Raw genomic sequence first — 13,642 nt, forward strand, 5'->3', positions numbered from 1 at the left:
ACGCCAGTGACTGAAACAACGCTCTATCCGCCCGGTTGGTCCGTTCAGCGGTTCCAGGTGGTTGGATCGACGATGGATATCGCCCGGGATCTGGCCGACCATGATGCCCCCGACAGAACCGTTGTCCGGGCGGATATTCAAACCGGCGGTCGCGGGCGATTTGGCCGCCAATGGGTATCAGAGGCCGGCAATCTGTATATGACATTGCTGTTGCGGGAGGATCGCCCCCTGGCAGATTGTGCACAGCTTTCCTTTGCAGCAGCGCTTGCGCTTTATGATGCAATCGGCCTGCCCGACGTCACCTTGAAATGGCCTAATGATGTCCTGATCGGGGGCAAGAAGACGGCAGGCATCCTGCTGGAGGCAGGCGGTCCCTCAGCAGCCCCGTGGATATTGATTGGCATGGGGGTCAATGTGGCCCACCATCCACAGGATGCGCCTTATCCCGTGACACATGTGGCGCAGGAGGCTTATCCCCATGGAGCAGATACACTGTGCCGCAGTGTGCTGGAAGGAATCGACCATTGGCGCGGAATTTGGCATAAACAGGGAGCCACATCTATTCACGCCGCCTGGCTGGACAAGGCGCATGGGCGCGGTCAGGACATTCGTGTACGCCTGACATCAAAGGAAATTGTCGGGCGGTTTGAGACATTGGATGCAGATGGCGCATTGGTCGTTCTGGATAAGGCGGGCACGCGACACAGTATCTCTGCCGGCGATGTATTTTTTGCGTGATATTGAAGGATGACGTGAATGCTGCTTGCAATTGATTCCGGCAATACAAATGTTGTCTTTGGCGTGTTTGATGGGACAGATTTCGTAAAGGCCTTTCGTTGCGCCAATGATCCAAAACGCACCGCAGATGAGTATATCGTCTGGCTGAGTGAGTTGATGACGTTAAACGGGCTGGATCACACGAAAATCACGGGCACGGTGATCGGGTCGGTGGTACCGGAAACCGAATTCAATCTGGTAAGCCTGTGCCGGCGTTATTTCGACGGTGAACCAATCGTTATTGGTGATCCCGGTGTGGAATTGGGGATTCAGGTCTTGATCGACCGACCGGAACAGGCCGGGGCGGATCGTCTGGTGAATGCGGTAGAAGCGCATCGCACCTATGGCGGGCCATTGATTTGTATCGATTTTGGCACGGCCACAACATTTGATGTGGTTGACGGAGATGGAAATTATCGCGGCGGTGTAATTTCACCAGGGATACGCTTGTCATTAGAGGCCTTGTATCTGGCCTCAGCCAAGTTGCCCCTTGTGGAGGTTGCGCCGTCAGAGACAGTGATCGGAAAGTCCACGGTGCATGCCATGCAATCGGGTATTTTCTGGGGCTATGTCAGTATGATTGAAGGCATGGTGGACCGAATCCGCCGTGAATATGGAGAAGATATGAAAGTTATTGGTACCGGTGGATTGGCAGAGCTATTCGCCGAACGCACGGATGTTATTGAACATACGGATCGATCCCTGACCCTGCGTGGACTTGTTGAAATCTATCAGCGGAACGGGGGTATTGTATGACCGCGCCTGGTTTCCGCGACACGGACACACCGGGTCCTGATGAGTTCCTGTTCCTGCCGCTGGGCGGCACGGGCGAGATCGGGATGAATCTGAACCTGTATGGACATGATGAAAAATGGTTGATGGTGGATTGTGGCATCACCTTTGGTGATGAGCGAACCCCTGGCATTGATGTGATCATGCCGGATCCGGCCTTTATTGAGGAGCGTATCGAAGATTTGTGCGGGCTTGTTCTGACCCATGCGCATGAGGATCATTTAGGCGCTGTTCAGTATCTTTGGCCCAAATTGAAATGCCCGATCTACGCGACGCCCTTTACTGCAGCGGTTCTGCGCCGGAAATTGACTGAGGTTGATTTTGGTCGAAAGGTGGAAATTATCGAAGTGCCGATGTCAGGCACTTTCGATGTTGGTCCGTTCAATATTGAACTGATCACCCTGACCCATTCCATTCCCGAACCCAATGCTTTGGCAATCCGGACATCTGCCGGGGTTGTCCTGCATACTGGCGATTGGAAGCTGGATCCCGATCCACAGGTTGGTCCGACGACGGACGAGGCCCGCTTGATCGCCATCGGGGAAGAAGGCGTGATGGCCATGGTCTGTGATTCGACCAATTCGCTGAATTCCGGGCGCAGCGGATCCGAAGGGGATGTGCGCAAGAATCTGGTGGATGTGGTGCGCGACTGTCAGGGTGGCGTTGCGATTGCCTGTTTCGCATCCAATGTTGCGCGCCTGGAAAGCGCGGCCAAGGCGGCGATTGCCTGTGGCCGTCAACCGGCATTGGCGGGTCGGTCCTTATGGCGCATGAATGAATGCGCCCGCGAATGCGGCTATTTACAGGATTTGCCGCCTTTCCTGAATGATGAGGCGGCGTCCCGCCTGCCAGCAGAGAAGGTTCTGTGGATCTGCACCGGCAGTCAGGGGGAGCCACGCGCCGCCCTGGCCCGAATCGCCCGAGGGGATCATCAGAATATCAAGCTGGGGCAGGGGGATACGGTGATATTCTCCAGCCGCGAGATACCGGGCAATGAGGTGTCGATTGGCGAATTGCAGAATTCTCTGACTGAATTGGGGTGTACAATCATCACCGCCAATGATGCGGAAATTCATGCATCGGGCCATCCAAACAGGGATGAATTGGCGGATATGTATTCCTGGATACGCCCTCAGGTGGCCGTCCCGGTTCATGGCGAACACCGGCATCTTCTGGCCCATGCTAGATTGGCGCAAAGCTGTCAGGTACCCCATGGCATTGTGGCCCAGAACGGGATGTTGATGAGCCTGACCAATAACGGCGCGGAAGTGATTGATCAGGTCTATTCCGGTCGTCTGGCGGTGGATGGGGATCGTTTGATTCCCATGGATCATGGATCGATTCGCCAACGCAAGCGGTTGGCACAGAATGGGGCTGCGGTGGTTTCTATCGCCCTGGATAAGTCCGGTCGTCTGGCGGATGAGGCGCAGTTGACCCTGGCGGGCTTGCTGGATTCCGACGGGCCGGAATGGGATGATCTGCTGGATCTGGCCGAAGAAACGGTAGAGAATCTGTCCAAGGCCCAATTGAAAGATGACGGTCAGGTGGTCGAGGCCGTGCGAATCGCACTGCGCAGGAAGCTGCAGGCAATGACCCGGCGTCGCCCGCAGGTAGACGTGCATTTGTTAAGAGTTTGAATGGATTAGATGGGAGAGTTGCGATGATTGGAAAACTAAATCATGTCGCTATCGTAGTGCCGGATTTGGCGGCAGCCAGTGCGGTGTATCGCGATACATTGGGTGGTGACGTTTCTGATCCGCATGATCTGCCAGAACATGGTGTGACGACGGTTTTTGTCAACTTGCCCAATACCAAGATTGAGCTTTTACATCCCTTTGGGAATGACTCTCCAATCGCAAAGTTCCTGCAAAGCAATCCATCCGGCGGCATGCATCATATTTGTTATGAGGTAGAAGACATCATAGCAGCCCGCGATAAATTGCAGGCGGATGGTGCGCGGGTACTGGGCAGCGGAGAGCCGAAGATCGGGGCCCATGGCAAACCGGTCTTGTTCCTGCATCCCAAGGACTTCTGTGGCACATTAGTGGAACTGGAACAGGTGTAAGGCAGGGGCTATGAGCATCGCATCCTTTATCGTTGTGTACATTATCGCATGGTGGCTGGTGTTTTTTATCGTCTTGCCGATTGGGGTGCAGCGGGATGACAACCCGAAAGAAGGGCATGATGTCGGTGCGCCGGTTAACCATATGATCGGAAAAAAGGCCCTGTGGTCGACCCTGGCAGCCTTCGTCATCCTGTTTGCCTATTGGGTGGCGGCCGACGTGATTCACGTTCATTTGGTGTAGGATCGATGGGCTGGTATTGCGATTATGCGATTGGGGACCCGGTACACGGGGACTACCATGATACGGAATATGGCTTCCCGGAAACTGACGAGCGTCGGTTGTTCGAACGTCTGGTCATGGAAATCATGCAGGCCGGATTGAATTGGGGCCTGATCCTGAAGAAGCGGGAAGGGCTGAACGCGGCCTTCCACGGCTTTGATGTCGATACGGTCGCCCAGTACGGGGATGAGGATATTGTCCGGTTGCTGAATGACCCCATGATCGTGCGCAATCGCTTGAAGGTGAACGCCGCGATCCATAATGCGCAGGTCATTCAACAGCTGCGCGGCAGTCACGGCAGTTTTGCAAATTGGATCGCCGGCCAGCATCCGTTGACGAAATCTCAATGGGTGAAACTGTTTAAGAAGACTTTCAAATTTACCGGGGGCGAAATCACCAACGAGTTTTTGATGTCTATCGGATATCTGCCCGGAACCCATCGGGAAGACTGTCCTGCCTATCAGAAACTCACCGCCCTATCCCCACCCTGGCGGGCGCAAGGCCTGGCATTCTATCAGGAACCCTGATCACGCCTTGGGTTTGGCGATCTCTACCACTTTCTTGTAAAGCAGGGAGTGCGTGTCAGCCAGCGCTTCAACCACCGTGAAATGGTTCAGATTCGGCAGTTCCAGATAGTCGATATCTTTGCGGCGGTCGCGCCAATGGTCGGCGTAATCCTGGCTTTGCCGGCGAAATTCGTCACTTTCCGCACCGCCAACAGCCGCAACAAATGGCGCATTGGATACCAGATTGAGCAATATAGGGCTGAGTGTGCGGGCATCCTCTTCCGTCAGACGCAGGGCATTGTTCAGCCCGATATGGCGCAATGGCTCCAGGTCAAACAGGCCAGAAATTGAAACGGTACCCTTAATCAGGTCGCGTGGAAGATCTGGATCAATCTGCGGCCAATGGGTGGCGGCCAACATTGCGACCAGATGCCCCCCGGCGGAATGGCCGGAAATTGTGATCCAGTCCGCATCATATCCGTTCCGATCCGCCGTCTGATACAAATGCGCCAGGGCGGTGCGGCAGTCCGTGACGATATCACCGATGCTGGCGGGCGGGCACAGGGGATAGTTCAAGGCGGCGACCGCAATTCCAGCCTCTACAATTTTTTTGCAAAGGTGCGCATTGTCCTTTTTGTCCAGTGCCTGCCAATAGCCCCCGTGAATATAAACATGCAAGGGGGCATTCTTGATCCCCTGTGGAAGGTATAGGTCTATTGTGTGGGCGCTGTCCGGCCCATAGCTGATTTCCGCGGTACGGGTTTTTTGATGCGCGGTGCCGTCCACACGCCAGGCGGCCATGATCTGGGCTGCTTCTGGCACAGAAACACGCGGGCTGTATTCCATTGAAAGTTTGGCTGCATCATAATCCAGATAGACTGGATCCTTAGAGGCGGGTGGCACATGGGCAACAGCCGTGAAGGTCACGGAATCGCCCTTGACCAAGGCGATATCCCCGAAGTTTCCCCCCAGAATTTCACGGTATAACAGATCGATTTCCGGCAGGGCCGCGTCAAATGCATCCGGGTCCGGGGTCGTGATCGTCAGGGTGCGGATATGGGGGGGCGCCGCACCCTGTCGCGCCAGGTCCAGGCCCAACGCCCGTGCCGCATCCAGAACGCTATTCGCCAGGGTCTGACCATCAATCGGGCCTGATGTAGCAGTGACGGCTGTGTGTTCGGGGTCAGCCTGGACCGCAGGGGCGGGTTGGTCACGCCAAGTGAAATGCATCAGAAACTCCCGAAGAGAAGGGTCGCGGAAAGAGTGCGACATGCCGATCCATAGACCGGAAAGTCGCACACACGTCTATCTTATCAAGGTGTATACTCATGCCTGGTGTACGGCAATCCGCGGCACCCAATAAATTATCTGGTTGCGAAATTCGGACTGTTGCGCAGGGCACGCCACCGACCCATTGATGTCCCGTCAGCGTTGCATCGCCCGGGCCAGGATGGCGCTGGCCAGGACTTCGACCCCGGCGGCCAGGTCTTCTGCGGTGGCGGATTCCAGTTCATTATGGCTGATGCCATCCTTGCAAGGGACAAAGACCATTGCGGTTGGTTGGTCTTGCGACAGGTAACAGGCATCGTGACCGGCCATGGAAAAGATATCCATCACCGGGATATCCAAAGACGCCGCCCCCGCCTTCAACAGCGCCACAAGATCCTGATCAAAAGTCAGGGGAGGTTCCTGATCCAGTATTGTCCAGCAAACAGTCACTTTCCCCTTTGCTTGCTCCGTCTGCATGGCATCGTCGATCGCAGCCCGCATTGCTGTGATTCCGTCTTGCGTTGGATGGCGCAGATCTATGGAAAACGTGACGGTGCCCGGGATGGTGTTTCTGGAATTGGGATATACGCTCAGGGCCCCTACGGTGCACACACCCTGGGGCGGGTGATCCTGACCAATCTTTTCCAGCGCCACGACCAGGCGTGCGGCGGCAGTCAGGGCGTCCTGGCGCATCGTCATTGGCATCGTCCCGGCATGGCCCTCTGCGCCGGACACGGTCACATCATAGCGCACCTGACTGCGGGCCCCGGTGACAATGCCAACCGAATAACCTTCTCGTTCCAGGATCGGACCTTGTTCGATATGGGCTTCGAACAGACTGTCATAAGGGCGGTTGCCTAAAGGCAGGGGGCCTTTTGCCTCGATCGCGGTCAGCGCGTCTTCAAATCGTATGCCGGTTGGGTCTGTCGCATTATAGGCCTGTTCCAGATCGGCCTTTCCCGCGAACAACGCGGATCCGCTATGGGCAAAGCGGGTTCCTTCCTCATTCGTCCAGGCGACGACCTCAATACTGCGTTCGGTTTCAATTCCCGCATCATTCAGGGCGCGAAGAATTTCCAGCCCGGCCAGAACACCATAGGCACCATCATATTTTCCGCCCGTGGGCTGGGTATCCAAATGGCTGCCGGTGCAAACGGCAGGCAGATCGGGATCACGCGCCAGACGCCGGGCAAACAGATTGCCAACACAATCGGTCTCAACGATGCATCCTGCCGCCTGTGCCCACTGGGTGAACAGCGCGCGGGCCTGTTGATCCTGGGCGGTCAGGGCCTGGCGATTGACCCCGCCTTTCGGGGTTGCACCCAATTGCCCCATCTCTTCATGGCTGCGCCACAGGCGGTCCGCATCAATCGGCAGGCTGGGATGGTTTCTCATTTTAGTGTCATCCCGCCAGCCCGTTGATCGTATCGACCAGAGAGCGCGGCAGGACGATACCGGTGGTCGGTGTCTCCGTGCGGGCCTTGCGGCGGCGCTGTCCGGGCAGGCGTACGCCATCCATCGCAGTCAATTCACTGAACAAAGCCTCGCAATGCTGCGCCCAATGATCCGCGTCGCCGAAATGGGATGGGTCAATCGCCATGATGAATTCGCCGCCAATCGGGGGGCCGCCATCCTTGTTGTCCAATCGGCCAGCCTCAGCGGAAAAGACCGATCCAATCAGGCCGCCCGCCAGCAATTCGACCATCAGGGCGATATTCGACCCTTTGTATCCGCCGAAGGGGGATTGTGCGCCTTTCAGGACTTCTGCCGGGTCCGTGGTTGGGTTCCCATCAACATCAATCCCTGTTCCCGGGGGGACGGGATGCCCGTCGCGTGCATGGATCATCACATCCCCGCGCGCCATCGCTGCGGAGGCCTGATCAAAGACATAAGGGTCCTTGCCGGGGCGCGGCCAGGCAAAGGCCATCGGATTGGTGCCAAAGAAGGGTTTGATCCCCCCAGCCGGCGCGACCATGGGGGAGGCCTGTGTGAAGGCGAAGGCACATAGGCCCTGTTCCGCCAGGGTCTCAACCTCCGGCCATAGGGCGGCAAAGTGATAGATATCCACCAGCCCCATTCCGGCAATCCCCTGAGACTTTGCCTTCTTCGCAAGGACGGGAAGCCCAACTTCCAGGGCAAGGGGTGCAAAGCCGCCGTCGCCCGTCACGCGGACCGCGCCAGGCGCAATTTCAGAGGCGATAGGGCGCGCCGTTCCCTTGACCTTTCCGCTTTTTAAAGAGGCGCAATAGCCCGGCAGGCGGAACAATCCATGACTGGCGCAGCGATCCCGTTCCGCCCGGATCATAATATCAGTGACGGCGCGGGCATTCTCTGCATCTGCGCCATTGGCGGTCAGGGCGGCGGTGGAAAGGGTGGTGGCTTCGGTCAGGCTTAACGTTACGGTGTCGCTCATACTGCGGGCTCCTCTTGATTAATAAGGCAGCCTATCGGGCGTCACAGCATTTGTCAGGGCTTTACGCGAATTTCGGGGGGGACTTCTGGAACATTGCGCTGGCGTTCCCGATAGATTGTGTAAAGCCCGCTGGCGACAACGACCGCGCCGCCGATCAAGGTCCACATATCGGGCAGATTATTAAACACGATATAGCCCATCAACGTTGCCCAGACCAACAATGTGAAATTGAACGGTTGCAGGACAGAGGCCGGGGCACATTCCAGGGCCTTGATCAAAAGCAGGTGCCCCACCGCCCCGGTCAGCGACAATAGCGCCAGCAGACGCCAGGCTTGGGGCGTTGGTTCAATCCAATACAGGGGCCCGATACAGGTCATGATCGCCGCACCGATCACAGCCATATACAGCATGGAGGTGTTGGAACTGTCATTCCGGCTAACGATGCGGGTCAGCACGTGATAGATGGAAAACATCAAGGCGGCGGATAGCGCGATCAGGGATTCCAATTGGAATACGCCAAAGCCGGGCCTTAGGATGATCAGCACGCCCGAAAACCCCACAAGGACCGCAGCCCAGCGCCGAATGCCGACTCTTTCCCGCAAGATCAAGGCGGACATGGCCGTCACCATCAGCGGGAAGCTGGCAAAAAGGGCATGTGTTTCCGCCAGCGACAGAACGCGGATTGCCAGAACGAAGGCACTGATTTCCAGTACAATCAGCAGAGACCGGACAATCTGCAACCAGGGTCGATGTGCCTTGACGACTTGTTTCAGCGGCTGGTTCCAACTGCTGAGGATGACCGCGAAAACCCCGAAAAACAAAAACCGCACCCATAATATCTGTGGCGCGTCATAGGTTTGGGCCAATTGCTTGGTCACAGTGTCCTGACAGGCGAAGATAAACATCGCCATTACAATCATCAGGATACCCTTGGTGGGGTTGTCAGTTTTGTCGGTCATGATCCGGGCATATACTGAAAATGCGCCCGGCTCAACGGGTGTTTATGGTTTCGGCACCGCGGCGTTGACCGCTTTGACGATGTTAATCACCTTGTTCGAGGCACTGATCAACGCATCGGCGCTGGCTTGCTGGGCGTTTAACTGGCTCACCTCCTCTGTCGCGCGACCAATGGCGTCGATTTGTGCTTGGGTCGGTGGCTGCAGAACACTGTGATGATCCATAAGGATCTGCAATCGCGCCTCCAGCTTTTGCAAGTCAGCGGCCAATTCAAGCCGCTCGATCTGTATCTTGTTACGACCCGCATCATTTGGGTTGAGAACCAACCATTTTGATAGTTCCGCCATCAAGGCACGGACTCTGGTTGCTGCGGCGGTTATTTTAGCGGCCAGTATAAGTGTGTCTTCTTGAGACATTGGCATTGTCGTTCCCCCTGTAGTGTTTAAGCGAGACTGCGTTTGCTATTTCGAATCTTTCATTGCAGGGCTGCGACGGTGGAAGACTCTATTTCAGGTCCTGGTTTCTGTTGGGCTTCCAGGGCATCCCGTCGGGTGTCGATTTCTTTTTTCAATGTTTTGCCGAAGGCGAACAGAAACTTGATCTGATCCGTCGTCTTTCGCTGCTTGCCCAAGCCATACAGGCCTTCGGCAACTTTGATCAGATCCGCACCGCCATTGTTGATGGGACCGAGAGAGCCGACCAATTGCGTATTTGTTTCTGACCAGACAGTTTCGAAACGAAATTCGTTCAGGTTGAGTTCTTCGGCAATCTTAAACACCTTGTCTAAATTGGTGTAGATCAGCTGTTCCTGTTTTCCACCCAGCGCAAAGACTTCCTTTCGCTCGCGTTCGAAGTCCTGTTCGGTTTCCTGCAATGTTGTGCGCAGCCGGGCAATACTGGCGGCGCGGTCCTTGCCCTGCTGTAGTGCGGTTTGTTTGATGTCCCCCATGGATCCCGCCAGGGCGGTTGCGGTGTCTCCCGTCGTCACCGAAAGATTTCGCACGGGTTCGGAATTGGAACAGCCCGCCAGACCCAATGCCAAAAGTCCGAACCCGAAAGACATGATAAAACGACATAGGATGCGCATAGGGCGGTTTCTCCTTAATCATCCACGGCTTTGACGCCGATGAAGCCGAAGGTCGCAATCTGTCCAAGTCCAACGGCCAGATCCGCAAGGGTTTCCGGCTTGATCCCGCCTTCCCAATAGGTTGCGATTTCTCCGATGGGGCCATCGATCAGGGCCTTCCAGGATTTTGCGGCATATTCATTCAACAGCACCACTTCGCGATGCTGTATATCCACCAGGCTCATTTCAAAACTGGTGGCGTCGGCTCTTGCGATTGTTTGTGCCTGGACAAAGGATGTGATGCCGCGCGTCGCATAGATCTTATCGCGGCCGTTGGGTGCATCAAGAATCTGGGTCAATGATGCATTTGCCAGCGCGCCGCCATGGTTCGTCAGGGCGTCATATCCATTTCGATACAGGACAACCTCGCGCAGCAATGCCTCCAATCGACCGCGTGCGGCCGTTGCCCGTGTTTCCAACAGCGCCTTGCGGGCTTTTAGGTGATCCAGCCGCAGCTGTTCCTGTGTTAATTGCGCAAGCAGCAGTGCGCGGCCTTCGGGTCGGTTCAGAATGTCCTGTAGGGTTTCAATATCTGTTCCGATGGCGGGCAAACCGGCAGCGACAATTACTGCCTGTCGCAGGGTTTCATTCTCCGCCCCCGCTGCGGATGTTGTTGAGACATCGCTGGAGCCGGTTTTGAAGGCGATCAGGACGGTGTTGATCGCGTCAATGCGTTCTTCGGAAAAGGCCAGATCTTCCCCCAGTTTCCCCAGGGCATCATTCGCTTTGCCGACAAGTTTCCCAACGTCTTCGGCCTTTTCCTGCAACTTCGCGACGGACGATTCCGATGGCTTTACAGCGGTCGCCTTAGTCAATTGTTTGATGGATTGCTTGGTTGATTTTTCAGTAGCAGCAACCTCGTCAAGCGATGCCAGGGTCGTCATCCAGGTATTGAAGGCCTCCCCAATCTCTCCGTCGAATTCTTTTAATTCTTTTAATTCAGGGGTTTGGGTTAATTTGCAGGTGTCATACAAGCTTTGAAGAAAACTCAGCATGGCGTTCTGCGCGGCTGGGCTTGCATCCGCCAGAATGCCTTGCGGCAGGGATGCAGGACGGGGGTTCGACATTAAATTGGCGCAGCTTGGAATGGGTGCAGTTTCGGTGGGCCAGCCGAAAGTGGCCATGTTTACCCGTATTCTCAGGAAATCATCTCCTTTCGTTTCAAATGGTTCAAGGCGCGATAACAAGGTGGAATAGGCGGTCGCTGCGACTTTCATTTTCGTCATTGCTTCATCAAGGGTTGAATTCTGAACCCCCAACTGGGTCAAACGTGTCGCGACGAAAGAGGTTGGGTCATTGGTGCCATTACCATCGTTCAAAGACGTTGGAGATAACCAATGATGTAACGGTGTGGTTGTTTGCAGGGCGGCGTCGACCCGAAGAATTTCAAAGACCTGACGTTTCGCAATATGCGCGCGAACATCGCGATGAACCTGCTTTTCCGCGGTTTGCAGCGTATTGAGGTTATCCCGAATGTTGCTGAATATCGTCGTAAGGTCGACGGCTTCATTATTTGTAACGACAGATTTTGCGACAGCGTGATTTTCCGCGTCATAGATATGGACGCCGCCGCATCCTGCCAGAAACACAGCAGGCAAGATAACCCGACAAATGACTTTAAGGACCAGATATCGTTTCATCATCCGCACCCGCCTAAAGTTCTTAATAGTAGTATTATACACAAAACACTATCAAATGGAAGAATATGATGAATTTCCATTGCTTGATCCATAAGGTCGTGCGCTTTAAGACAGCGCACCGTTACATCATAAGGTTCCGATAATGTCTCAACTCTCTGATCAGGTCGCGCATCGGCGCACCTTTGCGATCATCAGCCATCCGGATGCGGGTAAGACCACGCTGACGGAAAAACTGTTGCTGCGCGGCGGTGCCATACATCTGGCGGGGGAGGTTAAGGCGAAGGGCGATCGCCGCCGCGCTCGGTCTGACTGGATGAAGATTGAACAACAACGCGGTATTTCGGTTACCACGTCGGTCATGACCTTTATCCGCGACGGGGTGATCTTCAACCTGTTGGACACGCCGGGCCACGAAGATTTTTCTGAAGATACCTATCGCACGCTGACAGCCGTTGACAGTGCGGTCATGGTGATTGATGCCGCGAAGGGGATTGAACCCCAGACCCGAAAATTGTTTGAAGTCTGTCGCCTGCGGGACATGCCCATCGCGACCTTTATCAATAAGCTGGACCGGGAAGCCCGCGACCCGTTCGAACTGATGGATCAGATCGCCGATGAACTGGCGCTGGATGTCGCCCCGGTGGCCTGGCCAATCGGGTCTGGGCGCGACTTCAAAGGGTGCTATGACCTGATCAATGATCGCGTACTGCTGATGGGGGAAGACCGGACCGAGATGGTACAGGTCGGTGGTCTGGATGATCCCAAGCTGGCCGATGTAATTCCGGCAGCGCAACTTTCCAAATTACGGGAAGAGGCGGAACTGGTGCGCGCGGCCTGTCCTGAATTTGATCTGACAGCCTATCTGGAAGGGCATATGACGCCGGTCTATTTCGGCAGTGCCTTGCGCAATTTCGGTGTCGGACATTTGCTGTCGGGGATCAGCCTGTATTCTCCGCCGCCCCGATCCCTGCCGACGGATAAGCGTGCAATTGACCCATCTGAAGAGAAGGTGACAGGGTTTGTCTTCAAGGTTCAGGCCAATATGGACCCGAACCATCGGGACCGTATCGCCTTCGTGCGCCTGTGTTCCGGCAAGTTTAAGCGCGGCATGAAGCTGAAGCATGTGCGGTCGGGGAAACCGATGGCGATCTATAACCCGATCCTGTTCTTTGCCCAGGACCGTGAAATCGCTGATGAAGCCTATCCGGGGGACATTATCGGGGTCCCGAATCACGGCACACTGCGCGTCGGCGATACGCTCAGCGAAGCGGAAGATGTGCGCTTCACGGGTATTCCGAACTTCGCACCGGAAATTCTGCGCCGCGTGCGCCTGGATGATCCCATGAAGGGCAAGCATCTGAAGAAAGCGCTGGAAAGCCTTGCGGAAGAGGGCGTGACCCAGGTCTTCAAGCCGGAATTGGGCGCGAACTGGATCGTGGGTGTTGTCGGCCAGTTGCAATTGGACGTACTGCAAACCCGGATTGAAGCTGAATATGGGATCAATGTGACACTGGAACCCGCCCCCTATGAGACGGCGCGATGGGTGTCTGCGGATGATCCAGCCGTGTTGGATAAATTCATGGGCGCGATCCGCAGCGCGATGTCGACGGATCGCGATGGGGCACCTGTATTCTTGGCACGGAATTACTGGGAACTGAATCACCAATTGCAGAACAATCCAGATGTCAGGTTTTCCAAGGTTAAGGAACGCTCTTAAAATATACGTTTTAGGTAATAATCTCTGTTGCTGGAATATGTTGGGGCATGGATAGTAAATTCGCTGCGCGCGATGTTTTGTCGCTATTGCATCACAGGAT

The 13,642-nt window shown here is 55.5% G+C and carries 14 protein-coding genes; 7 read left to right on the forward strand and 7 right to left on the reverse strand.

Annotated elements, in window-relative coordinates; all coding sequences use genetic code 11:
- Positions 1 to 6 precede the first annotated feature (6 nt).
- Genes ACOSDR_RS12965 through ACOSDR_RS12990 form a run of 6 tightly spaced genes read left to right on the forward strand, consistent with a single transcriptional unit; the run spans position 7 to position 4,441 of the window.
- The gene (locus tag ACOSDR_RS12965) at positions 7 to 738 is read left to right on the forward strand and encodes a biotin--[acetyl-CoA-carboxylase] ligase (protein ID WP_420731540.1); all 732 of its coding nucleotides are present in this window, start codon (positions 7 to 9) and stop codon (positions 736 to 738) included.
- Between the two features lie 18 nt (positions 739 to 756).
- Positions 757 to 1,533, forward strand: a complete 777-nt coding sequence (locus ACOSDR_RS12970) for a type III pantothenate kinase (protein ID WP_420723880.1) — start codon at positions 757 to 759, stop codon at positions 1,531 to 1,533.
- The gene (locus ACOSDR_RS12975) at positions 1,530 to 3,206 is read left to right on the forward strand and encodes a ribonuclease J (protein WP_420723881.1); all 1,677 of its coding nucleotides are present in this window, start codon (positions 1,530 to 1,532) and stop codon (positions 3,204 to 3,206) included. Before ACOSDR_RS12970 ends, ACOSDR_RS12975 begins: the two co-directional genes overlap by 4 nt.
- A 23-nt stretch (positions 3,207 to 3,229) precedes the next feature.
- Positions 3,230 to 3,634, forward strand: coding sequence for a methylmalonyl-CoA epimerase (gene mce / locus ACOSDR_RS12980; protein ID WP_420723882.1), 405 nt, complete (start codon positions 3,230 to 3,232; stop codon positions 3,632 to 3,634).
- A 10-nt stretch (positions 3,635 to 3,644) separates the two neighbouring features.
- Entirely contained in the window at positions 3,645 to 3,875 is a 231-nt protein-coding gene (locus tag ACOSDR_RS12985) for a DUF1467 family protein (protein ID WP_420723883.1), read from the forward strand.
- A 5-nt stretch (positions 3,876 to 3,880) separates the two neighbouring features.
- Positions 3,881 to 4,441 (forward strand): DNA-3-methyladenine glycosylase I, encoded by a 561-nt coding sequence (locus ACOSDR_RS12990; RefSeq protein ID WP_420723884.1) that lies wholly within the window; start codon positions 3,881 to 3,883, stop codon positions 4,439 to 4,441.
- On the opposite strand, the gene ACOSDR_RS12995 is transcribed toward ACOSDR_RS12990, so the two are convergent.
- From ACOSDR_RS12995 to ACOSDR_RS13025, 7 genes are all read right to left on the reverse strand, one after another.
- Positions 4,442 to 5,650 (reverse strand): alpha/beta hydrolase, encoded by a 1,209-nt coding sequence (locus tag ACOSDR_RS12995; protein ID WP_420723885.1) that lies wholly within the window; start codon positions 5,648 to 5,650, stop codon positions 4,442 to 4,444.
- Positions 5,651 to 5,845: 195 nt separating this feature from the next.
- Complete coding sequence (locus ACOSDR_RS13000; RefSeq protein ID WP_420723886.1) at positions 5,846 to 7,084, reverse strand: Zn-dependent hydrolase; 1,239 nt, start codon at positions 7,082 to 7,084, stop codon at positions 5,846 to 5,848.
- A gap of 7 nt (positions 7,085 to 7,091) precedes the next feature.
- Complete coding sequence (locus ACOSDR_RS13005; protein ID WP_420723887.1) at positions 7,092 to 8,102, reverse strand: Ldh family oxidoreductase; 1,011 nt, start codon at positions 8,100 to 8,102, stop codon at positions 7,092 to 7,094.
- A gap of 53 nt (positions 8,103 to 8,155) precedes the next feature.
- Positions 8,156 to 9,061 (reverse strand): DMT family transporter, encoded by a 906-nt coding sequence (locus tag ACOSDR_RS13010; RefSeq protein ID WP_420723888.1) that lies wholly within the window; start codon positions 9,059 to 9,061, stop codon positions 8,156 to 8,158.
- Between the two features lie 42 nt (positions 9,062 to 9,103).
- Entirely contained in the window at positions 9,104 to 9,481 is a 378-nt protein-coding gene (locus ACOSDR_RS13015) for a hypothetical protein (RefSeq protein ID WP_420723889.1), read from the reverse strand.
- 53 nt (positions 9,482 to 9,534) lie between these two features.
- The gene (locus ACOSDR_RS13020) at positions 9,535 to 10,146 is read right to left on the reverse strand and encodes a hypothetical protein (RefSeq protein WP_420731541.1); all 612 of its coding nucleotides are present in this window, start codon (positions 10,144 to 10,146) and stop codon (positions 9,535 to 9,537) included.
- A gap of 14 nt (positions 10,147 to 10,160) precedes the next feature.
- Complete coding sequence (locus ACOSDR_RS13025; RefSeq protein WP_420731542.1) at positions 10,161 to 11,828, reverse strand: hypothetical protein; 1,668 nt, start codon at positions 11,826 to 11,828, stop codon at positions 10,161 to 10,163.
- A 139-nt stretch (positions 11,829 to 11,967) separates the two neighbouring features.
- Between ACOSDR_RS13025 and ACOSDR_RS13030 the strand changes: the two genes are divergently transcribed.
- Entirely contained in the window at positions 11,968 to 13,542 is a 1,575-nt protein-coding gene (locus ACOSDR_RS13030) for a peptide chain release factor 3 (protein ID WP_420731543.1), read from the forward strand.
- Positions 13,543 to 13,642: the final 100 nt, after the last annotated feature.

Source organism: Hwanghaeella sp. 1Z406 (genome assembly GCF_048892425.1).
Taxonomy (GTDB): Bacteria; Pseudomonadota; Alphaproteobacteria; order UBA8366; family Aestuariispiraceae; genus Pacificispira.